This window comes from Streptomyces sp. NPDC020845 (genome assembly GCF_044334165.1).
Lineage (GTDB): Bacteria > Actinomycetota > Actinomycetes > Streptomycetales > Streptomycetaceae > Streptomyces.
Genome location: NZ_JBIRSJ010000026.1, coordinates 91,438 through 115,051 on the forward strand (window position 1 = coordinate 91,438; position 23,614 = coordinate 115,051).

Annotated in this window: 19 protein-coding genes; 7 read left to right on the top strand and 12 right to left on the bottom strand. The window is 69.5% G+C overall.

Going from position 1 to position 23,614, the window contains the following annotated elements; translation table 11 throughout:
• The first annotated feature begins 552 nt into the window (after positions 1-552).
• Positions 553-1,530, top strand: a complete 978-nt coding sequence (locus ACH4U7_RS47720) for a LacI family DNA-binding transcriptional regulator (protein WP_398534040.1) — start codon at positions 553-555, stop codon at positions 1,528-1,530.
• A gap of 189 nt (positions 1,531-1,719) precedes the next feature.
• Here the strand turns inward: ACH4U7_RS47720 and prcA are convergent, their stop codons facing one another.
• From prcA to arc, 6 genes are all read right to left on the bottom strand, one after another.
• Positions 1,720-2,505: a proteasome subunit alpha gene (gene prcA / locus ACH4U7_RS47725; protein WP_089509452.1), complete on the bottom strand. Its 786-nt coding sequence runs from the start codon at positions 2,503-2,505 to the stop codon at positions 1,720-1,722.
• 54 nt (positions 2,506-2,559) lie between these two features.
• Entirely contained in the window at positions 2,560-3,405 is an 846-nt protein-coding gene (gene prcB / locus ACH4U7_RS47730) for a proteasome subunit beta (RefSeq protein WP_398534009.1), read from the bottom strand.
• Entirely contained in the window at positions 3,357-3,869 is a 513-nt protein-coding gene (locus tag ACH4U7_RS47735; RefSeq protein ID WP_398534010.1) for an endonuclease VII domain-containing protein, read from the bottom strand. The genes prcB and ACH4U7_RS47735 overlap by 49 nt, the downstream gene beginning before the upstream one ends.
• Before the next feature lie 128 nt (positions 3,870-3,997).
• A complete protein-coding gene (locus ACH4U7_RS47740; protein ID WP_089509449.1) occupies positions 3,998-4,216 on the bottom strand; it encodes a ubiquitin-like protein Pup in 219 nt (72 codons plus the stop codon).
• Positions 4,217-4,352: 136 nt separating this feature from the next.
• Entirely contained in the window at positions 4,353-5,864 is a 1,512-nt protein-coding gene (dop, locus tag ACH4U7_RS47745; RefSeq protein ID WP_370656706.1) for a depupylase/deamidase Dop, read from the bottom strand.
• A 289-nt stretch (positions 5,865-6,153) separates the two neighbouring features.
• On the bottom strand, positions 6,154-7,920 hold the full coding sequence (gene arc / locus ACH4U7_RS47750) for a proteasome ATPase (RefSeq protein WP_089509447.1): 1,767 nt from the start codon (positions 7,918-7,920) through the stop codon (positions 6,154-6,156).
• 255 nt (positions 7,921-8,175) lie between these two features.
• Between arc and ACH4U7_RS47755 the strand changes: the two genes are divergently transcribed.
• Positions 8,176-8,466 carry a ferredoxin gene (locus tag ACH4U7_RS47755; RefSeq protein WP_358645491.1) on the top strand — a complete coding sequence of 97 codons (291 nt, stop codon included), beginning with the start codon at positions 8,176-8,178 and terminating at the stop codon, positions 8,464-8,466.
• Between the two features lie 4 nt (positions 8,467-8,470).
• Here ACH4U7_RS47755 and ACH4U7_RS47760 read toward each other — a convergent pair whose 3' ends face one another.
• The 3 genes from ACH4U7_RS47760 to ACH4U7_RS47770 all read right to left on the bottom strand — a co-directional run bounded on the left by ACH4U7_RS47760 (position 8,471) and on the right by ACH4U7_RS47770 (position 11,725).
• Positions 8,471-9,118 (bottom strand): hypothetical protein, encoded by a 648-nt coding sequence (locus tag ACH4U7_RS47760; RefSeq protein WP_398534011.1) that lies wholly within the window; start codon positions 9,116-9,118, stop codon positions 8,471-8,473.
• A 153-nt stretch (positions 9,119-9,271) separates the two neighbouring features.
• Complete coding sequence (locus ACH4U7_RS47765) at positions 9,272-10,213, bottom strand: tRNA (adenine-N1)-methyltransferase (RefSeq protein WP_398534012.1); 942 nt, start codon at positions 10,211-10,213, stop codon at positions 9,272-9,274.
• A 210-nt stretch (positions 10,214-10,423) separates the two neighbouring features.
• Positions 10,424-11,725, bottom strand: coding sequence for a site-2 protease family protein (locus tag ACH4U7_RS47770; protein WP_398534013.1), 1,302 nt, complete (start codon positions 11,723-11,725; stop codon positions 10,424-10,426).
• Positions 11,726-11,794: 69 nt separating this feature from the next.
• Between ACH4U7_RS47770 and ACH4U7_RS47775 the strand changes: the two genes are divergently transcribed.
• Both ACH4U7_RS47775 and ACH4U7_RS47780 read left to right on the top strand, forming a co-directional pair.
• A complete protein-coding gene (locus ACH4U7_RS47775) occupies positions 11,795-12,721 on the top strand; it encodes a RecB family exonuclease (protein WP_398534014.1) in 927 nt (308 codons plus the stop codon).
• Positions 12,722-12,742: 21 nt separating this feature from the next.
• Positions 12,743-13,414 carry a response regulator transcription factor gene (locus tag ACH4U7_RS47780; protein ID WP_014181038.1) on the top strand — a complete coding sequence of 224 codons (672 nt, stop codon included), beginning with the start codon at positions 12,743-12,745 and terminating at the stop codon, positions 13,412-13,414.
• 166 nt (positions 13,415-13,580) lie between these two features.
• On the opposite strand, the gene ACH4U7_RS47785 is transcribed toward ACH4U7_RS47780, so the two are convergent.
• From ACH4U7_RS47785 to metH, 3 genes are all read right to left on the bottom strand, one after another.
• Positions 13,581-15,185 (bottom strand): ABC transporter substrate-binding protein, encoded by a 1,605-nt coding sequence (locus tag ACH4U7_RS47785; protein ID WP_398534015.1) that lies wholly within the window; start codon positions 15,183-15,185, stop codon positions 13,581-13,583.
• Positions 15,186-15,525: 340 nt separating this feature from the next.
• Positions 15,526-16,227: an HAD family hydrolase gene (locus ACH4U7_RS47790; RefSeq protein WP_398534016.1), complete on the bottom strand. Its 702-nt coding sequence runs from the start codon at positions 16,225-16,227 to the stop codon at positions 15,526-15,528.
• 203 nt (positions 16,228-16,430) lie between these two features.
• Entirely contained in the window at positions 16,431-19,964 is a 3,534-nt protein-coding gene (gene metH / locus ACH4U7_RS47795) for a methionine synthase (protein WP_398534017.1), read from the bottom strand.
• A 250-nt stretch (positions 19,965-20,214) separates the two neighbouring features.
• Here metH and ACH4U7_RS47800 point away from each other — a divergent pair, with 250 nt between their 5' ends.
• The 3 genes from ACH4U7_RS47800 to glpK all read left to right on the top strand — a co-directional run bounded on the left by ACH4U7_RS47800 (position 20,215) and on the right by glpK (position 23,611).
• Positions 20,215-20,979: an IclR family transcriptional regulator gene (locus ACH4U7_RS47800; RefSeq protein ID WP_398534018.1), complete on the top strand. Its 765-nt coding sequence runs from the start codon at positions 20,215-20,217 to the stop codon at positions 20,977-20,979.
• Positions 20,980-21,241: 262 nt separating this feature from the next.
• Complete coding sequence (locus ACH4U7_RS47805) at positions 21,242-22,036, top strand: MIP/aquaporin family protein (RefSeq protein WP_398534019.1); 795 nt, start codon at positions 21,242-21,244, stop codon at positions 22,034-22,036.
• Between the two features lie 48 nt (positions 22,037-22,084).
• The gene (gene glpK, locus ACH4U7_RS47810; protein WP_398534020.1) at positions 22,085-23,611 is read left to right on the top strand and encodes a glycerol kinase GlpK; all 1,527 of its coding nucleotides are present in this window, start codon (positions 22,085-22,087) and stop codon (positions 23,609-23,611) included.
• The last annotated feature ends 3 nt before the right edge of the window (positions 23,612-23,614 follow it).

Genomic DNA, 23,614 nt, shown 5'->3' on the forward strand with positions numbered 1-23,614 from the left:
GTCGGCCCGAAGTTTTACGTATAACGTCCGCCGTTATACGTACCATGGCTGCCGACCGCGGTCCACCTCACGGTGGGCGACCGTGATGACCATGGCGAGGGGAAGGCGATGGTGGCGAGCGCGAATGGCGACGGGGCGCGCGCCCCCGGCGCGCAGCGCGGGGGCGCGGGCGCGCTCGCGGGTCCGGCCGCTCTGGAGAGCCACGGTTCGGCGGAGACCGGGGCCGACGCCGAGGCCGACGCGAGCGGCGGGGCGCCGGGCCGGGACCACACGGGCGGCGTGGGCGGCGCGGGGCGCGGGGGCGGCATGGACGGCGCGGCCGACGCAGACGGCTCGGGTCACGTGGGCAGGCGTACGGCGCGTGAGACGAGTGCCAGCCGGGGACTGGGTGCGGGGCACGCGGATGGCACAGGCGGCATGGACAGCTCAGGCGGCGCGAGCGGCTCAGGTCACGTGGGCGGGCGGACGGCGGGCGAGACCGGTGCCGGCCAGGGACCGGGCGGGGGGCGCGGGGGGCGGCGGGCGGCCGGGGGTCGGGCGACCAGTCGGGATGTGGCGCGGGTCGCGGGCGTGTCGCAGGCGACCGTTTCGCTGGTCCTGGGCGACAAGTGGGCCGGACGCGTGTCGGAACGCACCGCGGCGGCGGTGCGTTCCGCCGCGCGCGAGCTCGGCTACCGCCCGAACCTCGCGGCGCGCAGCCTCCGCCTCGGCCGGACCAGGACCGCGCTGCTCGTCGTCCCGGCGCTCACCACGGAGTTCTTCGCCCGGGTGTACACCGGCGCCGCGCGCGTAGCCGCCGAGGGCGGCTTCGGGGTGGTGCTCTACCCGTCCCCGGAGGGCGTAGGCCCGGCGCGCGACCCCTTCGACTCGGCGCGCGCCTCGCTCGACGGCGTGATCGCCTCCTCGATGGCGGCGGACGCGCTGGCCACGGTGCGCGGCGGGGGGCTCCCGCTGGTGATGCTCGACAGCTCCCCCGATGAGACCGCCGCGGCGGCCACGGTCAACCTCGACATCGCCGACGGCATGCGACAGGCCGCCGGGCACCTCCTGGGCCTGGGACACCGCCGTATCGCCCATGTCGCGGCGGCCGTGGACACCTGGACCTTCCAGGTCCGCGCGCGGGCCCTGGCGGCGGCGGTGGGCGCGGTCCCGAGCGCCTCCCTGCACACCGAGGCGGCCCCCCTGACGGTCGACGAGGGCCGCCGCGCGGCCGAACGGGCGCTCACCCGCCCCGGCCCCCGCCCCACGGCGCTCGTATGCGACGACGACATCCTGGCGGCCGGCGCCTGCAAGGCCGCCCGGCGACTGGGGTTGCGGGTGCCGGACGACGTCTCGGTCACCGGCTTCGACGACCTCGCGCTGGCGACCGCGGTCGACCCGGAGCTGACGACCGTACGGCTGCCGGCGGAGGCGGTCGGTGCGGCCGGTATGCGGGCCCTGATGGCGGTCCTGGCCGGCGAGCCGGCACGCGACACATCGCTCCCGGTGGAACTCGTCCCCCGCGGCTCCAGCGCACCGCCACCACGCTAGCCCCGCACCAGCCAGGGATTGCCCGCACGCCGCTCTGGCACTCCCCCAGCCGCCGTTGGGGTGGCCCCTGCCGCTTCGCCCGTCATGCGCCGGTCGGTATGCCCGAGGCCGACTGCCGGGGCCGCAGACGCCTCGGCGCGCCTCGGCTGGGGCCGGGGCGCGCCATGGTGGGTGAGGTGGCGGGGAGGGCTACTCCTCCGTCTCGGAGGACTCCTCGGCCGACGTCTCGGCCTCGGAATCCGCCTCGGAATCGGTCGCGGCCTCGCCCTCGGCCGTGGCGCTCTCCAGGAGGCGGGTCAGCTGGCTGCCCAGCATCCGCTTGAACTTCCGCTGCTGCGGTCGCGTCCGGTCCAGCACCGCGACCTCGAGCTGCTCGGCGGTGAGGCTGCGCTCGCCGCCGTTGCTGTCCCGGGCGAGGGATTCGACGGCCAGTTTCAGCGCCTCGGCGAGGGTCATGCCGTCCACGTGGCGCTGGTCGAGATAGCTGCTGATCTGGTCGGCGTTGCCACCCACCGCGACCGAGCCGTGCTCGTCGACGATGGAACCGTCGTGCGGCAGCCGGTAGATCTGGTCGTCCTCGGGGCCGTCCCCGACCTCGGCGACGATCAGCTCGACCTCATAGGGCTTCTCCGCGGCGCTGGAGAAGATGGTGCCGAGCGTCTGGGCGTAGACATTGGCGAGGCCGCGAGCGGTCACATCGTCGCGGTCGTACGTGTAGCCGCGCAGGTCGGCGTAGCGGACACCGCCGATGCGCAGATTCTCGAACTCGTTGTATTTGCCGACCGCCGCGAAGGCGATCCGGTCATAGATCTCGCTGACCTTGTGCAGTGCGCGGGACGGGTTCTCCGCGACGAAGAGGATGCCGTCGGCATACTGCAGCACGACCACGCTGCGGCCGCGCGCGATGCCCTTGCGGGCGTATTCGGCGCGGTCGGCCATGGCCTGCTGGGGCGATACATAGAACGGCGTCGTCACCGGCTATCCGTCCCTTTCTGTCAATGGCGAATGCATTCCGGGTCAACCGTCCCCTCAGAGCAGCGAGGCCCGCGGGCCGTCCGGCTGCTCGAGCCGCCGCTCGTGGATGGTGCGGGCGATCTCGGAGACCTCCGCCTCGGTGAGCCTCTTGAAGCCGTCCTCGGTGATCACCGTGACGATGGGGTAGATGCGCCGGCCGAGGTCGGGGCCGCCGGTCGCGGAGTCCTCGTCGGCGGCGTCGTACAGCGCCTGGACGACGGCGGTGGCGGTGTCGGGTTCGGTCAGATCCTCGCGGTACAGCTTCTTGAGCGCGCCGCGGGCGAACAGGGAGCCGGAGCCGGTGGCGGCGAAGCCGTGCTCCTCGGAGCGCCCGCCGGTCACGTCGTAGGAGAAGATGCGGCCCTTCTCGCGGTCGACGTCCCAGCCCGCGAAGATCGGGACGACGGCCAGGCCCTGCATGGCCATGCCGAGATTGCCGCGGATCATGGTCGACAGCCGGTTGGCCTTGCCCTCCAGGGAGAGGGTGGTGCCTTCGACCTTCTCGAAGTGCTCCAGCTCCAGCTGGAACAGCTTGACCATCTCGACGGCGAAGCCGAGCGTGCCCGCGATGCCGACGGCCGAGTACTCGTCGGCGGGGAAGACCTTCTCGACGTCGCGCTGGGAGATGAGGTTGCCCATGGTCGCGCGGCGGTCACCGGCGAGCACGACCCCGCCGGGGAAGGTGGCCGCGACGATCGTCGTGCCGTGAGGGGCCTCGATCGCGCCCTGCACCGGGGGGAGCGGGCGCTTCCCCGGGAGCAGCTCGGGCTGGTGCTCGGACAGGAAGTCCATGAACGAGGCCGACCCAGGCGTCAGGAAGGCAGATGGTAGACGCCCGGTGCTACGAGAATTGGCTTCCACGCGTTTCCTTCCACGTATGTCGCAGCCCGCCTTATCACGTCGGGCCGATCCTTGAACTGCCCCAGTGCCGCGTTGCAGCTGAAGCACAGTACGCCACGGACCCTACCCTTCTCATGGCAGTGATCCACATGTACAGCCGGGGCGGCAAGACATATACAGCAGACGCCTTGCTGCTCGGCGACCAGCGCGTCCAACTCCGCTGGAGTGAGGCCGTACTTGCGCTTGAAATAGCTGACCCGGTTCCGGTTTGCCCTGCACGCACGGCAATAGCTCGCCCAGCCGTCCGAGGAGGACTTGTTGCGCTCCCACTCGGAGTGTGGCCTCACCTGTTCACACTGCGGACACCGCTTGTGTCCCGGCGGGACCGGGACCTTCTCCCGAACCCTCTTCCCCTTGGCCTCCTGGCGTTGCCGGTAGTACTCGGCGTAGCACTCCCGGCAGTACGCCTGGAGACCATCGGGCATGGACCTGTTGCTTGCAAAGGCAGTCCGCGGGAGGTCCTGCTTGCAACGCGAACAGCGCCTCGCTTCCGTCTCTTCGTTCACTCCGCGCAACCCTCGACCTTTGCCTTGGAATCGAAGGTAAAAGCAGCCTACTGGCCACCTTTCTGAACGAAGGACCTCACGAAATCCTCTGCGTTCTCCTCGAGTACGTCATCGATCTCGTCCAGCACGGAGTCGACGTCATCCGAAAGCTTCTCGTGCCGCTCCTTGAGATCTTCCGCCGCCTGCGCGTCCTGCGCCTGCTCCTCGACCTCCTCGGTCGTGCGCGACGCCTTCTGCTGTCCGCCGCCGGTGTCCTTTGTCGCCATATCCCTCACCCCGCTCGGTTCGCCCCAGCTTGATTCGATCGGTCAAGATCAGACCCTACAAGCCGGGTCCGACATCGGCCTCGCAGTTGTTACAACGCACCGAGGCCACCTCGATGATTCCCGGCCGCGGCCCATTTCAGCCCCCCGAGAGCACCCGGACCAGGTCTTCGGCCGTGCGGCAGCGGTCCAGCAGCTCCTTGACGTGGTTCCTGGTGCCGCGCAGTGGCTCCAGCGTCGGGACCCGCTGAAGGGAGTCCCGGCCCGGCAGATCGAAGATCACCGAGTCCCAGGATGCCGCGGCCACGTCGTCGGCGTACTGCTCCAGGCAGCGGCCGCGGAAGTAGGCCCTGGTGTCCTCCGGCGGCTTGCTCCGGGCCCGGGACACTTCGTCCTCGTCCAGCAGCCGCTTCATCTTGCCGCGGGCCGCCAGACGGTTGTACAGACCCTTCTCGGGGCGTACGTCGGCGTACTGGAGGTCCACCAGGTGCAGCCGGGCGGCGTCCCACTCGAGGCCGTCACGGCGCCGGTAGCCCTCCATCAGCTCGCGCTTGGCGACCCAGTCCAGCTCGCCGGACAGGCTCATCGGGTCCCGCTCCAGCCGGTTCAGGACGTCCTCCCAGCGAGTGAGCACATCCCGGGTCTGTTCGTCGGCGTCGGCGCCGAAGCGGTCCTCGACGTACTTGCGGGCCAGCTCGAAGTACTCCATCTGGAGCTGCACCGCGGTGAGTGTGCGGCCGCTGCGCAGCGTGACCAGGCGGCGCAGCGTCGGGTCGTGGGAGACCTGGTGCAGGGTGCGTACGGGCTGGTCCACGGCGAGGTCCACGGCGATGAAGCCGTCCTCGATCATCGACAGCACCAGGGAGGTGGTGCCGAGCTTGAGGTAGGTCGAGATCTCGGAGAGGTTGGCGTCGCCGATGATCACATGCAGCCGCCGGTACTTCTCGGCGTCGGCGTGCGGCTCGTCGCGGGTGTTGATGATGGGGCGCTTGAGGGTGGTCTCCAGGCCCACCTCGACCTCGAAGTAGTCGGCCCGCTGACTGATCTGGAACCCATGTTCATGGCCGTCCTGGCCCAGGCCCACGCGGCCGGCGCCGGTGACGACCTGCCGGGAGACGAAGAAGGGGGTCAGGTGGCGCACGATGTCCGAGAAGGCGGTCTCCCGCTTCATCAGGTAGTTCTCATGCGTGCCGTAGGAGGCGCCCTTGTTGTCGGTGTTGTTCTTGTAGAGGTGGATCGGCTGGGCTCCGGGCAGCTGGCCGGCGCGCAGGGCGGCCTCGGCCATGATGCGCTCGCCCGCCTTGTCCCAGAGCACCGCGTCCCTGGGGTTGGTCACCTCGGGGGCGGAGTACTCGGGGTGCGCGTGGTCGACGTAGAGCCGCGCCCCATTGGTGAGGATCACATTGGCCAGGCCGATGTCCTCGTCCGTGAGCTGGCTGGCGTCCGCGGACTCGCGGGCGAGGTCGAAGCCGCGGGCGTCCCGCAGCGGGTTCTCCTCCTCGAAGTCCCAGCGGGCGCGGCGCGCCCGGTGCATCGCCGCCGCGTACGCGTTGACGACCTGGGATGAGGTGAGCATGGCATTGGCGTTCGGGTGGCCCGGGACGGAGATCCCGTACTCCGTCTCGATCCCCATTACTCGCCGTACGGTCATGCGGCCCTCCTTGCCCGGCGCCGCCCCCGGGCGGGTTCGGCGCTCAAGTACCGCTGTGCTTCCGGTCCGTGCGCGGCCCCCGATCCTCCGCACCGCGCTGCCGCGGCACCGCAGAGCCTAGAGCCGCTGCACGGCCCTGAGGCGATCATTTCAGTCATTGCTCCGGTCCGGCTCGTAGGTGCCCGCTCGCTGTGCTGACAGGTCCGACATACACATCCGAAATCACGGTCCGAAAAGCGCATCCGGCTGCGGATGCCCCGTCCAGGACATCCGCAGCCGGACCGCGGTGTTACAGGTACTGACCGGTGTTCGCCACCGTGTCGATGGAGCGTCCGGTGTCCGCGCCCTGCTTTCCGGTGACCAGGGTGCGGATGTAGACGATCCGCTCGCCCTTCTTGCCGGAGATCCGGGCCCAGTCGTCGGGGTTCGTGGTGTTCGGCAGGTCCTCGTTCTCCTTGAACTCGTCCACGCAGGCGGCGAGCAGATGGGAGACTCTCAGGCCCTTCTGGTTGTGGTCCAGGAAGTCCTTGATGGCCATCTTCTTGGCCCGGTCCACAATGTTCTGGATCATGGCGCCGGAGTTGAAGTCCTTGAAGTAGAGGACTTCCTTGTCACCGTTGGCGTAGGTGACCTCGAGGAAGCGGTTCTCCTCGGACTCGGTGTACATCTGCTCGACGACCGACTGGATCATGCCGCCGACGGCGGCCTTGGGGGACCCGCCGTGTTCGGTGAGGTCGTCCCCGTGGATCGGCAGGGTTTCCGTCAGGTACTTCGAGAAGATGTCCTTCGCGGCCTCGGCGTCCGGACGCTCGATCTTGATCTTCACATCGAGGCGGCCGGGGCGCAGGATCGCCGGGTCGATCATGTCCTCGCGGTTGGAGGCGCCGATGACGATCACATTTTCCAGGCCCTCGACGCCGTCGATCTCCGAGAGCAGCTGGGGGACGATGGTGTTCTCCACGTCCGAGCTGACACCGGAGCCGCGGGTCCGGAAGAGGGAGTCCATCTCGTCGAAGAAGACGATGACCGGTGTGCCCTCGCTGGCCTTCTCCCGCGCCCGCTGGAAGACCAGCCGGATGTGCCGCTCCGTCTCGCCGACGTACTTGTTCAGCAGCTCGGGGCCCTTGATGTTGAGGAAGAAGCTCTTCCCCGCGGGCTTCCCGGTCACCTCGGCGACCTTCTTGGCAAGGGAGTTGGCCACGGCCTTGGCGATCAGCGTCTTACCGCAGCCGGGCGGGCCGTACAGCAGCACACCCTTGGGCGGCCGCAGTTCGTGCTCCTTGAACAGGTCGGGGTAGAGGTACGGGAGCTCGACCGCGTCCCTGATCAGCTCGATCTGGTTGCCCAGGCCGCCGATCTTGGTGTAGTCGATGTCCGGGACCTCTTCGAGGACGAGCTCTTCGACCTCACTCTTGGGCACGACCTCGTAGACGTAGCCGGAGCGGGGCTCGAGCAGCAGGGCGTCGCCGGGGCGAATGGTGATGTCCAGCAGCGGCTCGGCGAGCCGCACCACGCGCTCCTCGTCGGTGTGCCCGATCACCAGGGCGCGCTCGCCGTCCTCAAGGACCTCCTTGAGGGTGACGATGTCCCCGGCGCGCTCGAACTCCATGGCCTCGACCACATTGAGCGCCTCGTTGAGCATGACCTCCTGGCCGCGCCTGAGGTCCTCGAGATCGACGCTCGGGCTGACGTTCACCCGGAGTTTCCGTCCTCCGGTGAAGATGTCGGCCGTGCCGTCCTCGTTCGCCTGCAGAAACACCCCGAAGCCGGCCGGCGGCTGCGCTAGCCGGTCGACCTCCTCCTTGAGGGCCACGATCTGGTCGCGGGCCTCACGGAGCGTGTTGGCGAGCCGCTCGTTCTGCGCGGACACGCCCGCCAGGTTTGTCTGCAGCTCGACGATCCGCTCTTCGAGAATCCTCGTGTGCCGCGGAGAGTCGGCGAGCTTGCGTCGCAGGACGGCGATTTCCTGCTCGAGATAGGCAACCTGGCCGGCTGGGTCGTCAGACCCCCGCCCCGGCCGGATGCCGCGGTTGATGTCGTCGTCGTGGGCTGCCACGGTCCTCACCTCCTCCAAGGGGAGCTGGACGCTTCCTGACCCTACCTGGGCCGGTGCGGGTTGAAACCCCTAGATCACAAACCCGGTCGGCGTGTGTCCGATCTTCACCCTTGCGCACTCCCTCACGCCAGGTGAATACCCACCCAACAACATCGGAAAGCGACCGGTTGTATCGTCGAGGTGGTCAACACCCGCCAAGGCTGGCGCTATTTAGTCAATGTTGAATCATGTATCAGGGGACGGCAGATCGTGACTGTGCGGAACGAGGAGCTCGGTGACCTTGAGGTCTGGATCGACCAGGATCTGTGCACGGGCGACGGGATCTGTGCCCAGTACGCACCCGAGATCTTCGAACTCGACATCGACGGTCTAGCTTACGTCAAGAGCGCCGACGACGAATTGCTGCAGGACCAGGGCGCGACGACACGCGTCCCGCTGCCCCTGCTCACCGAGGTCGTGGATTCCGTCAAGGAGTGTCCCGGTGAGTGCATCCATGTACGGCGAGTGTCCGACCGGGTCGAGGTGTACGGGCCCGACGCCGAGTGATCGATCAGACACTGCCCGGAACCGGCAGGGCCTTGAGGACGAACTTGCCGTCCTTCCACTGCCAATTGACTTTGCGCTGAAGGTCGGGACAGCAGCGCGGCACCTGCTCCGATGAGTAGCCGAGCAGAGTGGCCGAAACCTTGGTTCCGCGCAGCGCGAAATCCTTGATGCTCATCCCTTCCTTGGGATCCAGGAAGGTGGCGACGATCCGCGGCCTCGCCGGGCCACTGCCGCTCCCCTTGCCGCCCTTGCCGGCCGTCCCGCTGTCGTTGCCGCCCTCGCTGTTCTTGCCGCCCGGCTGGGCCAGCACATACATGCCGCTGGGCGGGGTGCCGGTCTCGGAGTGGCAGCGCACCACGGCCACCGTCTCCGGCCGCCCGTCACCGTCCAGATCGCCCGAGGCGCGGTCCGTGACGTCCAGTTTCGCCGGGCCGCAGTCCACGGGATAGTCCGCGGCGGTGGGGTCCGGGGCCTTGACCACCGGGGCGCCCGACCCCGGTGCGGAGGCCGTGGAGGGGTCCGTCGTGGCCTTGGCGTCGGAGGGCTGGAGCACCGCGGCCCCGGCGACGACGGCGGCGAGGGCGGCCGCTGTCGCGAGCCAGTGCACCGGCCGGGGGTGGGTGTGCGGAAGGTCCGGGCCCAGAGGCAGCACGCGGCGTGACTCCTGTGAGAGCGGTGGCGTCAGGGGGTGCCCCGCATCGTGCCACATCTCACAGCGCGCGGCCACCGCCTCCCCGCGCAAATCCCGGCGGAAGTCGGTGGCCGCGCCCAGGTGTTGGTGCGGGGTTGGCGGTACGCGCTTGGGTCAGCCGCGGTCGGTGGAGCCGTTTGTGGCGCTGTCCGCGCCCGCGGCCGCCCCGCCGCCGCTGCCCCAGCCCGCGTAGTCCTCGCCGTAGGCGCCCTTGGCGGGCCTGCGGCGGCGCAGCGGGGGCTCCACGCCGTCCGCGAGGCGGCGGGCGGTGAGCAGGAAGCCGGTGTGGCCGATCATGCGGTGGTCGGGGCGCACCGCAAGGCCCTCGACGTGCCAGGTGCGGACCATGGTCTCCCAGGCCGCGGGCTCGTTGAAGGTGCCGTGCTCGCGGATGGCCTCGACGGTGCGGGCCAGCTGCGTGGTGGTGGCGACGTACGCGCACAGGATGCCGCCGGGGACGAGCGCCTTGGAGACGGGGCCCAGGCACTCCCAGGGGGCCAGCATGTCCAGGATGACGCGGTCGACGTCGGTGTCGGAGAGGTTGTCCTGAAGGTCGCCGACGGTGAGCCGCCAGGCGGGGTGCGGGGCGCCGAAGTAGCGCTCGACGTTCTGCTTGGCGATCTCGGCGAAGTCGGCCCGGCGCTCGTAGGAGTGCAGCATGCCCTGGTCACCGATGGCACGCAGCAGGAAGGTGCTGAGCGACCCCGAGCCGACGCCCGCCTCGACGACGCGCGCGCCGGGGAAGATGTCGGCCATTGCCAGGATCTGCCCCGCGTCCTTGGGGTAGACCACGGCGGCACCGCGTGGCATGGACAGGACATAGTCGGGGAGCAGGGGGCGCAGCGCGAGGTACGCGACGTTTCCCGTGGTACGCACGACGGTTCCCTCAGGGGCACCGATCAGCTCGTCGTGGGGGAAGGAACCCTTGTGGGTGTGGAAGTTCTTCCCGGCCTCGAGCGTGAAGGTGTAGTGGCGTCCCTTGGGGTCGGTGAGCTGGACCTGGTCCCCGACCTGGAAGGGCCCGCGACGGCGGGCGGCACCGGTCGGTTCGGACATGTGGCCAGCCTACCGGGCCTGTGGGGACGCGCCGACCGCCGGTCCGGTGAGGCTCGGGCGAGCGCCAAAGGGCGCGCCCCTGTCGAAAGCGACGAGGCCAGGCGTCGGAGCGAGGTACGAGCGACAGAGCGCAGTGTCGAGGAGTGTCGACAGGCCCGCGGCCGGAGGCCGCTGATGGGCACGGCGAGCGCCCGGAGGCAAGCCGGCCTCTCAAGAGGGCGTCCTGGCCATCGCGGCCACGAAGGCGCGCTCGACGTCGGCCGTCGACAGGACGCCGTAGATCTCACCGGTGTCCTCGACCACCAGGTACTCGGTGGCCGGGGTGGCACGCAGGGTGTCCAGCAGTTCCTCGCCGGTGAGCTCGGCGGAGACCCGCATGCCCTCCTTGAGGTCCTGGGCGAGGCCGCTGACCGCGACCCAGGGGCGGCGGTGCTCGGGGACCCCGACGATGGCCGCCTCGCGCACCACGGCGGTGGGTGCGCCCTGGCCGTCGACCACGACGAGGGCGCGCGCCCCGGCCTCGTTCGCGCGGCGCAGCGCCTCCGAGAGGGGGGTGTCCGCCGCGACCGGGACGGCTCGCCGGGTGAGCGTACGGGCCCGCAGGTCCGGAAGGCGCTCGCGCAGCCGGGCCATGCGCAGGCTGTTGCCGGCGCCGGTCCAGATGATCGCGGCGAGTATGGCGGCGAGCAGCGCGTCGGTCAGCGAGTCGACGCTGCCGAAGCCCTCGGCCTCGTCGCCGAACCCGCCGGTCTGGGTGGCCAGCGGCAGGCCCACCAGCACGGCGACCGCCAGCGCCCGGCCGGTCCAGGCCGCGGCGATGGTGCCCGTCATGGGCTTGCCGCTGATCTTCCAGACGACGGCCCGCAGCATCCGGCCGCCGTCCAGGGGCAGGCCGGGAAGCAGGTTGAAGGCGGCCACGATGAGGTTGGAGATCATCAGCCCGGCCAGCAGCACCCCGACCACCGTGTCCGGCTCCACGAGCAGCATGCCCAGGTAGAACAGGCCGGAGAGGATCAGCGAGAGCAGCGGGCCGACGAAGGCCAGGACGAACTCCCGGCCGGGTGTCTCGGACTCCTTCTCGATCTCCGAGACGCCCCCGAAGAACTGGAGCTGGATCCGGCGCACCGGGAGCTTGAAACGCAGCGCCGCAACGGTGTGGGCGAGCTCGTGGACCAGCACGGAGGCGTAGAAGGCCACCGCGAAGAAGAGCGAGACGATGTAGCGCGCGGCGCCCAGTTCCGGCAGCACCCGCTCCAGTTGGCCGCCGAAGACCCAGGTGATGAGCGCGGCGACCAGGAACCAGCTGGGCGAGACGTACACGGGCACACCGAACGGCCGGCCCATCAGGAAGCCGCCGCCCGCCTCACGGGGGCGCTGCGGCTTCTCGCCCTCGGGCTCGGTCGTCCGGTCCGATCCCCCGCTGTCGGACTGCCGCTGCCCGCTGTTGTCCACGGTGTCCCCTCGTCGGATGCGTGGTTCGCACCCCTTCTTCGGTATGGTCCCCACGATCATGCAGTGCGAGGACCTCGGACGTCGATGGTATGCGTCCGGCTGTCGGTGGCGGGCCGTAGGGTCTGCGCCATGGGAACCTCCACCGGGAAGGCCGAACGGGCCGATCGGGCGCCGCAGTCCGGTCGGTCCTCCGCTGTGCCGCCGGCCGCGTCGCCGTCGAAGCCGTCGTTGTCGCCGTCGCGCGCGGCGGACTTCATGCAGTGTCCGTTGCTGTACCGCTTCCGAGTGATCGACAAACTGCCGGAGAAGCCGAGCGCCGCCGCGACCCGGGGCACGGTGGTGCACGCGGTGCTCGAGCGTCTGTTCGATGCCCCGGCCGCGGAGCGCACCGCCTCGCGCGCCCGCTCGATGGTGCCGGGCGAGTGGGAGCGGCTGCTGAAGGCACGGCCGGAGCTGACGGAGCTGTTCCGCACGGAGGACGGCGCGGAGGAGCCGGAGCGGCTGGAGCAGTGGCTGGCGGATGCCGAGCGGCTGGTCGAGCAGTGGTTCTCGCTGGAGGACCCGACGCGTCTGGAGCCCGCCGAGCGGGAGCTGTATGTGGAGACGAAGCTGGACAGCGGGCTGACGCTGCGCGGCTATATCGACCGGGTGGACGTCGCGCCGAGCGGCGAGGTGCGGATCGTCGACTACAAGACCGGCAAGGCGCCCGCCCCGCAGTACGCGGCGGGGGCGCTGTTCCAGATGAAGTTCTACGCCCTGGTGCTGTGGCGGCTGCGGGGAGCGGTGCCGCGCCGGCTCCAACTGGTCTATCTGGGCAGCGGGGATGTGCTGACGTACGACCCGGACGAGTCGGATCTGCTGGCCGTGGAGCGCAAGGTGCGGGCCCTGTGGGAGGCGATCTCGGAGGCGATGGAGACCGGCGTCTTCCTGCCGCGCCAGACCAAGCTGTGCGGCTGGTGCGACCACCAGGCGCATTGCCCGGAATTCGGTGGGACTCCCCCGCCTTATCCGGCGGCCGCCGTGCCCGCGCAGTCCGGCAGAATGGGGCAGGTCTAGCGGTCCAGCGAAGGAGAACCTGTGGCTATCCGCGTCCTACTGGTCGACGACCAGCCGCTGCTGCGCACCGGCTTCCGGATGATTCTCGAGGCGGAGCAGGATCTCGCGGTCGTCGGCGAGGCGGGGGACGGTCTGCAAGCCCTGGACCAGGTGCGGGCGCTGCAGCCGGATGTGGTGCTGATGGACATCCGCATGCCGCGGATGGACGGTGTGGAGGCGACCCGGCAGATCACCGGCCCGGGCCGGGACGGTCCGGCCAAGGTGCTGGTCCTGACCACCTTCGACCTGGACGAGTATGTGGTGGAGGCGCTGCGCGCGGGGGCCAGCGGCTTTCTGCTCAAGGACGCGCCCGCCCATGAGCTGGTGCAGGCGATCCGGGTGGTGGCGGCGGGCGAGGCGATGCTGGCGCCGAGCATCACCCGGCGGCTGCTCGACAAGTACGCCGGGCATCTGCCGTCCGGCGAGGAGCCGGTGCCGGACACGCTGCACACCCTCACCGAGCGCGAGGTGGAGGTCCTGAAGCTGGTCGCCAAGGGGCTGTCCAACGCGGAGATCGCGGCGGATCTGTTCGTCAGCGAGACGACGGTGAAGACCCATGTGGGGCATGTGCTGACGAAGCTGGGGCTGCGGGACCGGGTGCAGGCCGCCGTCTACGCGTATGAGAGCGGGCTGGTGCGCCCCGGCGCGCAGTAGCGTGCAAGCCCTCCGCTTCGCTTCAAGGCGCGTCTGCGCGCACCGAGGCGCCGAGGCGCACCGACGTACGTAAGACAAGGCCGAGGGCCGTATCCCCCGCCGCCTCCTGGCGGTGCGGGATACGGCCCTCGGCGCTGTCTCGTCCTGCCCAGGTCCCGAGCCGGACTCAGCCGTCGCTGGTGCGGCCGAGCTCCCACAGCTGGAGCATGCTCGAGGCGTCGAGCAGGTACTCGGTCCCCACGACGCCGTCGCGGGCGGCCACGTACTGCTTGCCCTGCCACAGCGGCAGATACGGCACATCGCTCGCGACGAGGTTCTGGATCTTCTGGAGGTCCTTGACCGCGAGGGCCCGCTGGGCCTCCTGCCGGGTCCTTGGGATCAGCTCGTCCTGGATGGTCTTGTTGTGGTACGGGGAGTTGAGCCAGTTGTCCTTGGTGAGGAACGGCGCGACGTAGGTGTCCGCGTCCGGGAAGTCGGGCAGCCAGCCCATGCCGTAGACGGCGTACTCCCGCTTGACGACGGCCGGGCGGAACTCGGTCCACTTGACGCCCTTGATCCTGACCGAGAACAGCCCGCTGGCGTTCAGCTGGGCCTGGAGTTTCTTGAACTCCAGGGCCGTCTCAGGGCCGTAGTGGTCGGTGGTGTAGGCCAGCGTCAGCTGCACCGGGGTGTCGATGCCGGCCCGCTGCAACAGATCGCGCGCGGCGCCGACGTTCGGGTCGCCGTACTCGTTGTGGAACGAGTTGGTGTGCGAGGAGATGTTGTTGGGGACCATCGAGTACAGCGGTTCGGCGGTCCGCTTGTACACATCGCGCACCAGCGCCTGGCGGTCCACGATGTTCGCGATGGCCTGGCGGACGGCCTTGTTCTTCACCACCGGGGCCGAGGTGTCGAAGACGAGGTAGCGGATGCCCTGGCCGGAGGTCTCCTGGAGCTGGATGCCCTTGATACCGGTGGTGTCCATCCGCTCGATCTGCTCGGGCGAGAAGCCGCGGTTGACGACGTCGACATCGCCCTTGGTCAGGGCCTTCTCCAGGGTCTTGGCGTCATCGAAGAAGCGCATCTCGAGCTTGTCGCTGCGCGGCTGGATATCGCCCTGGTACTCGGAGTTCTTGGTGAAGACCACCTTCGTCAGCCGGTTGTTCTCCACCTCGGTCTTCGCCGTGTAGGGGCCGGAGCCCACGATGTCGAAGCCCTTCCGCACCGCGTCCTTCTTGTAGACCTCGCTGTCGAGGATCGCCGCGGCGGGCGTGGTGAGCTTGGAGGGGAATGTGGCGTCCGGGCTGGAGAGGTGGATGACGACCTCGCGGTCGTTGGGGGTCTCCACCTTGTCCACGTTGGACAGCAGGGACCACACCCCGCTCTCATCCTTGATCCGCAGCACCCGCTCCAGCGAGAACTTCACATCGGCGGAGGTCAGATCGTGGCCGTTGGAGAACTTCAGCCCCTTGCGCAGCTTGCAGCGGTACTGCTCGCTCTGCCGGTCCTGGAAGCCGCACTGCTCGGCGGCGTCGGGGATGGGGTCGGTTCCGGAGCGGGGCAGTCTCATCAGCGTCTGGAAGGTGCTGTGCAGCACGCTCCAGGAGGCGAAGTCATATGCCTGGGCCGGGTCCAGCGGCGCGGTCGCAACTTTCGAGGCCTCGATGCGGTCGGTGCTCCCCACGACGATCGCCCCGTCGTCCGACCCTGCGCCGTCGGTACCGCCGCACGCGGCGAGCGTGGAGGTCATCAGTCCCGCCAGGACCGGCAGCACCAGCGACTTACGGTTCATTCTCGGGAGTCTCCCTGCGATCGATCAACTACTCGCGAAGAGATTAGTCCGCGGCGCCAGCCCTACTGGAACACAACGAAGTTGAGGCGTTATCACGCCCCGATAACATGTAACGGTTCACCGATATCCGGACGCCATCACGTTTCCACTGACATGCCATCAATCCGGACACATGGGTCCGCACAAATCAGACCAGACGGGACTCGAGGCAGACCCCTCGCCACCCTGTCGACGGCGGGCGCGGTGAGAAACATCACTTCTTCCGTCATGCCATTGGGTAAGCGGAATTAGGACAGTCCATTTCCCGGCCTGTCCTAACCGAAATACGCTCGGTGCGCGATCAGTGCATTCCGGTGATCAGAGTGCGCAAAAACGGGACGTCGACTTCTTCCAGCGAGCCGACGACGGTACGCCCCACGGCAGGCTCGATCATCGCCAGCGACGGCACGGCCACCACCTGGCATCCGGCCGCCTCGGCCGCCGTCACGCCGGTCACCGTGTCCTCCACCACCACACAGCGCGCCGGGTCCGCGCCCAGCCCCGCGGCGGCGAAGAGATAAGGGTCCGGGTGCGGCTTGGTCCGGCCGATGTCGTCGCCCGCGACCGTGAGCGCGAAGTGCTCCGGGCCGATCGAGCGCAGCACCGACTCCATCACCCGCCGGTGGGAGGCCGAGACCAGCGCGGTGGGCACGCCGTGCGCAACCAGCTCGGTGAGCAGCCTGCGGGCGCCCGGGAGCAGCGGCACGGTGCCGTCGATCAGCTCGGTGAAGCGGCTGTTCAGCAGCCCGGTCAGCTCGGCGAGCGCGATGTCCGCGCCGGTGGCCTGGATCAGGAAGGAGGCGCTGCGGGTCATGGGGCCGCCGACGACCACCTCGCGGTACTCCTCGGCGAGCGCGTGGCCGAGCTCGGCGAAGATGGAGACCTCCGTGTCCCACCAGATGCCCTCGGTGTCGACCAGGGTGCCGTCCATGTCGAGCAGGACGGCTTGCAGAGCGGAGCCTTCGGCCGTACGAGGGTCGACGGCGGGGATGCTGCTGGTCATCCGATCACCTCCGGGAGAGGGGCACGGAGGCCGGCCGTCTTCCGCGGTTCTCGTGAGTCTCGCGGTTTTCGCTGGTTTCGCGGTTTTCGCGGTTCTCACGATGCGGAAGACGACCGGCCTCTACCGGATCGACCAGTGTACGACGGCCCGCCGCGCGGCGCCCGACGGCTTCCCGCCGAACGCCGCGGAACGCGACGGGTCCGTTACCGTGCGTTGAAGTACTTGGCTTCCGGGTGGTGGATGACGATCGCGTCGGTGGACTGCTCGGGGTGCAGCTGGAACTCCTCCGAGAGCTTGACCCCGATCCGCTCCGGGCGCAGCAGGTCGGCGATCTTCGCGCGGTCCTCCAGGTCGGGGCAGGCCCCGTAGCCCAGGGAGAAGCGTGCGCCGCGGTACTTGAGGTCGAACATGTCGGTGACGTCCGCGGGGTCCTCGGACGCGAAGCCCAGCTCGGCGCGGACGCGGGCGTGCCAGTACTCGGCAAGCGCCTCCGCCAGCTGCACGGACAGCCCGTGGAGCTCGAGGTAGTCGCGGTAGGAGTCGGCGGCGAACAGCTCGGCGGTGGCCTCACCGATCTTCGAGCCGACGGTGACGACCTGGAGCCCGACCACATCGGTCTCGCCGGACTCCTCCGGGCGGAAGAAGTCCGCCAGGCACAGCCGCCGACCGCGCCGCTGGCGCGGGAAGGTGAAGCGGGTCAGCTCGCTGCCGTCCTCGCCCAGCAGGACCAGGTCGTCGCCCTTGGACACACACCGGTAGTAGCCGTAGACGACGGCCGCCTCCAGCAGGTTCTCGGTGTGCAGCTTGTCGAGCCAGCCCCGCAGCCGCGGCCGGCCTTCGGTCTCCACCAGCTCCTCATAGCTCGGCCCCTCGCCGGTACGGGCCTGCTTGAGGCCCCACTGGCCCTTGAACAGCGCGCCCTCGTCCAGCCAGGACGCGTAGTCCGCCTGCTGGATGCCCTTGACCACGCGACTGCCCCAGAAGGGCGGGGTGGGCACCGGGTTGTCGGTGGCCACGTCGGAGCGGACCGGCCCCGCCAGATCCTCGGGGGGCGTCGCCACCTCGACGGCCGCCGCGCGCTTGGGGACCCGGCGCTGCTTGAGCTCGGGCAGGGTCGCGCCCGGTACACCGCGCTTGACGGCGACCAGCGCGTCCATCAGCCGCAGGCCCTCGAAGGCGTCGCGGGCGTAGCGGACCTCGCCCTCGTAGATCTCGTGCAGGTCCTGTTCGACATACGCCCGGGTCAGCGCCGCCCCGCCGAGGATGACGGGGTATTCGGCGGCCAGCTTGCGCTGGTTCAGCTCCTCCAGGTTCTCCTTCATGATCACCGTGGACTTCACCAGCAGCCCGGACATTCCGATCACATCGGCGCGGTGCTCCTGCGCGGCGTCCAAAATGGCCGAGACCGGCTGCTTGATGCCCAGGTTGACCACGTTGTAGCCGTTGTTGGACAGGATGATGTCGACGAGGTTCTTGCCGATGTCGTGGACATCGCCGCGGACTGTGGCGAGCACGATGGTGCCCTTGCCCGCCCCGTCGCTGTCCTCGGACTTCTCCATATGCGGCTCCAGATGGGCCACCGCGGTCTTCATCACCTCGGCGGACTGGAGGACGAACGGCAGCTGCATCTGCCCGGAGCCGAAGAGGTCGCCGACGACCTTCATGCCGTCCAGCAGGGTTTCGTTGACGATGTCCAGGGCGGGCCGCTCTCGCAGGGCCTCGTCCAGGTCGGCCTCCAGGCCGTTGCGCTCGCCGTCGATGATGCGGCGCTTGAGGCGCTCCTCCAGCGGCAGGGCGGCCAGCTCCTCGGCCTTGCCGGCCTTGAGGGACTTGGCGGTGGCGCCCTCGAACAGCGCCATCAGCTTCTGCAGCGGGTCGTAACCCTCGCTGCGGCGGTCGTAGATCAGGTCGAGGGCGGTGGTGACCTGCTCCTCGTCGAAGCGGGCGATCGGCAGGATCTTGGAGGCGTGCACGATCGCCGAGTCGAGGCCCGCCTTGACGCATTCGTCGAGGAAGACGGAGTTGAGCAGGATGCGGGCGGCCGGGTTGAGGCCGAAGGAGATGTTCGACAGGCCCAGCGTGGTCTGCACATCCGGGTGGCGGCGCTTGAGCTCGCGGATCGCCTCGATGGTGGCGACGCCGTCCTTGCGGGACTCCTCCTGGCCGGTGCAGATGGTGAAGGTCAGGGTGTCGATGAGGATGTCCGACTCGTGGATGCCCCAGTTGCCGGTCAGATCGGCGATCAGCCGCTGGGCGATCTCGACCTTCTTCTGCGGGGTGCGGGCCTGGCCCTCCTCGTCGATGGTCAGCGCGATCAGCGCGGCGCCGTGCTCCTGGGCCAGCCGGGTGACCTTGGCGAAGCGCGAGTCGGGGCCGTCGCCGTCCTCGTAGTTGACGGAGTTGATGACCGCGCGGCCGCCCAGCCTCTCCAGGCCGGCGCGGATGACGTCGACCTCGGTGGAGTCCAGCACGATGGGGAGGGTGGAGGCGGTGGCGAAGCGGCCGGCCAGTTCCTCCATGTCGGCGACGCCGTCCCGGCCGACGTAGTCCACGCACAGGTCGAGCAGGTGGGCGCCCTCGCGGATCTGCTCGCGGGCCATCTCCACGCAGTCGTCCCAGCGGCCCTCCAGCATGGCCTCGCGGAACTTCTTCGAACCGTTGGCGTTGGTCCGCTCGCCGATCGCCAGATACGAGGTGTCCTGGCGGAACGGCACGGTCTGGTAGAGGGAGGCGGCGCCGGGCTCGGGGCGCGGGCTGCGCTCGGTGGGGGTCAGCTCGCGGACCCGCTCCACGACCTGGCGCAGATGCTCGGGCGTGGTGCCGCAGCAGCCGCCGACCAGCGACATCCCGTACTCGCGCACAAAGGTCTCCTGGGCGTCGGCCAGCTCGCCCGGGGTGAGGGGGTAGTGCGCCCCGTCCTTGCCCAGCACCGGCAGGCCGGCGTTCGGCATACAGGACAGCGGGATACGGGAGTGGCGGGCCAGATAGCGCAGGTGCTCGCTCATCTCGGCCGGGCCGGTCGCGCAGTTCAGGCCGATCATGTCGATGCCCAGCGGCTCCAGCGCGGTGAGCGCGGCGCCGATCTCCGAGCCGAGCAGCATGGTGCCGGTGGTCTCCACCGTGACCGAGCAGATCACCGGGGCGTCGGAGCCCGAGGCGTCCAGGGCGCGGCGGGCGCCGAGGACCGCGGCCTTGGTCTGCAGCAGGTCCTGGGTGGTCTCCACCAGCAGGGCGTCGGCGCCGCCGGCGATCAGGCCCTCGGCGTTCGCCTGGTAGGCGTCGCGCAGCACGGTGTACGGGGCGTGGCCCAGCGTCGGCAGTTTGGTGCCGGGGCCCATGGAGCCGAGCACCCAACGAAGGCGGCCGTCGGCCGCGAATCCGTCGGCGACCTCGCGGGCGACCCGGGCGCCGGCCTCGGACAGCTCGTAGACCCGGTCGGAGATCTCGTACTCCCCCAGCGCGGCGTGGTTGGCACCGAAGGTGTTGGTCTCCACGCAGTCGACGCCGGCCTCGAAGTACTCCGTGTGGACCGAGCGGACGATATCGGGGCGGGTGATGTTGAGGATTTCGTTGCACCCCTCGAGCTGCTGGAAGTCCTCGAGGGTGGGGTCCTGGGCCTGGAGCATCGTCCCCATCGCGCCGTCGGCGACCACCACGCGGGTGGCGAGGGCCTCGCGGAGTGCGCGGACCCGGTCGGCGGGGTCGGTGGCTGCGGACGTAGGCGTATGCGAGGCCATGGGTGAGCTCCCTGGGTGCGACGGCTGTCGGCTTTGCGCCCTCCTCGGCGGAGGGCGCACCAAGCCAGAGTAGCCGCCGGGGAGCTTTCGGCGAGTGGTGTTCCACGTGACGGGACAGCTCGCATGGGGCGGGATGGGCGCCGCCCACGGAGGGTCTGTGATCGTTTACCCTTTCCCCGCTGTACCACGGGGTCGGCATGGACCGATAGTGTTCAGCATTGTCGAACCGTAGTGTCAGGAGGGGTGCGCGATGGCACGGACCATCCAGTCGCTCGAGCGGGCTGCCGCGATGCTGCGTCTGCTCGCCGGGGGCGAGCGCCGTCTGGGGCTGTCAGACATCGCCTCGTCGCTGGGGCTGGCCAAGGGCACTGCGCACGGCATTTTGCGCACGCTCCAGCAGGAGGGCTTCGTCGAGCAGGACGAGGCGTCGGGCCGCTACCAGCTGGGCGCCGAGCTGCTGCGCCTGGGCAACAGCTATCTGGACGTGCACGAGCTGCGCGCCCGCGCCCTGGTGTGGACCGACGACCTGGCGCGCTCCAGCGGGGAGAGCGTGTATCTGGGCGTGCTGCACCAGCAGGGCGTGCTCATCGTCCACCATGTCTTCCGCCCCGACGACAGCCGCCAGGTGCTGGAGGTCGGCGCGATGCAGCCGCTGCACTCCACGGCGCTGGGCAAGGTGCTGTCCGCGTACGACCCGGTGGCGCACAGCGAGGCGGCCGAGGCCGAGCGCGAGGCGTTCACGCCCCGCACGGTGACCTCCATGACGGGCTTCGAGTCCGTCCTGGACCTGACCCGGGCGCGCGGCTGGGGCTCGGACGTGGAGGAGACCTGGGAGGGCGTGGCGTCGATCGCCGCCCCGATCCACAACCGGCGGCGGATGCCGGTGGGCGCGGTGGGTGTCGCCGGAGCGGTGGAGCGGGTGTGCAAGGAGGGTGAGCTGCGCTCCGATCTGATCGCCGCGGTGCGGGACTGCGCACGGTCCGTTTCCCGCGATTTGGGCGCCAGTCGCTTCTGAGAGTTACCGGCCGGTATCGGTCGGTTCACCCCCGCTCATCCCGATACGAGTTTTCAGTCACACGACCCTTGACCTCAACCTTCACCGTGCAGAAAACTGCCGTTCGTCGGTCGGCATTGTCGAACATCTGACGACAATATTCGCTAAGGTGTGACTCGCCGCGGGCCGACCAGCCCTCACCGAGGGGGCGCGGACCATCGGTTGATTCCCGTGGTACGGCGCTTCCCGGTGTCCATCTGGACGAAGGACAAAGGAGTCGCGGGTGTCCAGCTCCGACATCTTCATTGGCGAGACCATCGGTACCGCCGTACTCATCCTGCTCGGCGGTGGTGTCGTCGCCGGCGTTGTCTTGAAGCGCTCCAAGGCGTTCGGCGCGGGGTGGCTGGCCATCACCTTCGGGTGGGGCTTCGCCGTACTGACCGGCGCGTATATCTCGGCCCCCCTGTCCGGGGCGCATCTCAATCCCGCTGTGACGCTGGGCCTCGCGATCGAGGGCGGCACCGAGTGGAGCGATGTGCCGATCTATGTGCTCGGCCAGATGACCGGCGCCATCATCGGGGCCACCTTGGTGTGGGTCGCCTACCTGGGCCACTTCCAGGCCCATCTGACCGACCGCGAGATCGTCGGCGGCCCCGGCGCCCAGGACACGGCCAAGGCCGCCGCCCAGGCGAAGTCCGACGCCGGCCCGGTGCTCGGTGTCTTCTCCACCGGCCCCGAGATCCGCAACACGGTGCAGAACCTGGCCACCGAGATCATCGCCACGACCGTCCTGGTGCTGGCCATCCTCACCCAGGGTCTGAACGGGGACGGCCACGGCCTGGGCGTCATCGGCGTGCTGATCACCTCGCTGGTCGTGGTCGGCATCGGCCTCTCCCTCGGCGGACCGACCGGCTACGCCATCAACCCGGCCCGTGACCTCGGTCCCCGTATCGCCCACGCCCTCCTGCCGCTGCCCAACAAGGGCGGCTCGGACTGGGGCTACGCCTGGATCCCCGTCGTCGGCCCGCTCATCGGCGGCGCCATCGCCGGCGGCATCTACGAGATCGCTTTCGCCTAGCCCTAACCCCATTCCACCCCCTCTTGACGCGCAGGAGAGCCGCACACCATGACCGACACCCACTCCACCGGCCCGTTCATCGCGGCCATCGACCAGGGCACCACCTCGAGCCGTTGCATCGTCTTCGACCGCGACGGCCGCATCGTCTCGGTCGATCAGAAGGAGCACGAGCAGATCTTCCCCAAGCCCGGCTGGGTCGAACACAACGCGACCGAGATCTGGGAGAACGTCCGGGAAGTCGTTGCCGGGGCCATCAGCAAGGCCGGCATTACTGCCGCCGACGTGAAGGCGATCGGCATCACCAACCAGCGTGAGACCACGCTGCTGTGGGACAAGAACACCGGCGAGCCGGTGCACAACGCCATCGTCTGGCAGGACACCCGCACCGACGCCCTGTGCCGCGAGCTCGGCCGCAACGTCGGCCAGGACCGGTTCCGCCGGGAGACCGGTCTGCCGCTCGCCTCGTACTTCGCGGGCCCGAAGATCCGCTGGCTGCTCGACAACGTCGAGGGGCTGCGCGAGCGCGCGGAGGCCGGCGAGATCCTCTTCGGCACCATGGACTCGTGGGTGATCTGGAACCTCACCGGCGGCACCAACGGAGGCGTGCACGTCACCGACGTCACCAACGCCTCCCGCACGCTGCTGATGAACCTCCAGACCCTCGACTGGGACGAGCGCATCCTGTCCTCGATGGAGATCCCGGCGGCCGTGCTGCCCGAGATCCGCTCCTCCGCCGAGGTGTACGGGACCACCGCCGAGGGCGTCCTCGCGGGCGTGCCGGTGGCCTCCGCGCTCGGTGACCAGCAGGCCGCCCTCTTCGGCCAGACCTGCTTCTCCGAGGGCGAGGCCAAGTCGACCTACGGCACCGGAACGTTCCTGCTGATGAACACCGGTGGCAAGCCCGTCAACTCGTACAACGGCCTGCTGACCACCGTCGGCTACCGCATCGGCGACCAGAAGCCGGTGTACGCCCTCGAGGGCTCGATCGCCGTCACCGGCTCGCTGGTCCAGTGGATGCGCGATCAGATGGGGCTGATCAACAGCGCGGCCGAGATCGAGACCCTGGCCAGCTCGGTCGAGGACAACGGCGGCGCCTACTTCGTGCCCGCCTTCTCCGGTCTGTTCGCCCCCTACTGGCGGGCCGACGCGCGTGGCGTCATCGCGGGTCTGACCCGCTATGTCACCAAGGCCCACATCGCGCGCGCCGTGCTCGAGGCCACCGCCTGGCAGACCCGCGAGATCGTCGACGCGATGACCAAGGACTCCGGCGTGGAGCTCACCGCGCTCAAGGTCGACGGCGGTATGACCTCCAACAACCTGCTGATGCAGACGCTCTCCGACGCCCTGGACGCGCCCGTGGTGCGGCCGATGGTCGCCGAGACCACCTGCCTCGGCGCCGCCTACGCCGCCGGTCTGGCCGTCGGCTTCTGGCCGGACACCGAGGCGCTGCGCGCCAACTGGCGCCGCGCCGCCGAGTGGACCCCCCGTATGGACGCGGACATCCGCGACCGCGAGTACAAGAACTGGCTCAAGGCCGTTGAGCGGACCATGGGCTGGATCGAAGACGAGGAGTAAGCA

What these genes read in the sequence shown, in the direction of transcription:
- ACH4U7_RS47735 (WP_398534010.1), bottom strand. Translation starts at nt 3,869, where the DNA reads ATGCCCGATGGTCTCCAGGCGTACTGCCGGGAGTGCTACGCCGAGTAC.
- ACH4U7_RS47740 (WP_089509449.1), bottom strand. Translation starts at nt 4,216, where the DNA reads ATGGCGACAAAGGACACCGGCGGCGGACAGCAGAAGGCGTCGCGCACG.
- dop (WP_370656706.1), bottom strand. Translation starts at nt 5,864, where the DNA reads ATGACCGTACGGCGAGTAATGGGGATCGAGACGGAGTACGGGATCTCC.
- ACH4U7_RS47765 (WP_398534012.1), bottom strand. Translation starts at nt 10,213, where the DNA reads ATGTCCGAACCGACCGGTGCCGCCCGCCGTCGCGGGCCCTTCCAGGTC.
- ACH4U7_RS47770 (WP_398534013.1), bottom strand. Translation starts at nt 11,725, where the DNA reads ATGATCGTGGGGACCATACCGAAGAAGGGGTGCGAACCACGCATCCGA.
- ACH4U7_RS47775 (WP_398534014.1), top strand. Translation starts at nt 11,795, where the DNA reads ATGGGAACCTCCACCGGGAAGGCCGAACGGGCCGATCGGGCGCCGCAG.
- ACH4U7_RS47785 (WP_398534015.1), bottom strand. Translation starts at nt 15,185, where the DNA reads ATGAACCGTAAGTCGCTGGTGCTGCCGGTCCTGGCGGGACTGATGACC.
- ACH4U7_RS47790 (WP_398534016.1), bottom strand. Translation starts at nt 16,227, where the DNA reads ATGACCAGCAGCATCCCCGCCGTCGACCCTCGTACGGCCGAAGGCTCC.
- metH (WP_398534017.1), bottom strand. Translation starts at nt 19,964, where the DNA reads ATGGCCTCGCATACGCCTACGTCCGCAGCCACCGACCCCGCCGACCGG.
- ACH4U7_RS47800 (WP_398534018.1), top strand. Translation starts at nt 20,215, where the DNA reads ATGGCACGGACCATCCAGTCGCTCGAGCGGGCTGCCGCGATGCTGCGT.
- glpK (WP_398534020.1), top strand. Translation starts at nt 22,085, where the DNA reads ATGACCGACACCCACTCCACCGGCCCGTTCATCGCGGCCATCGACCAG.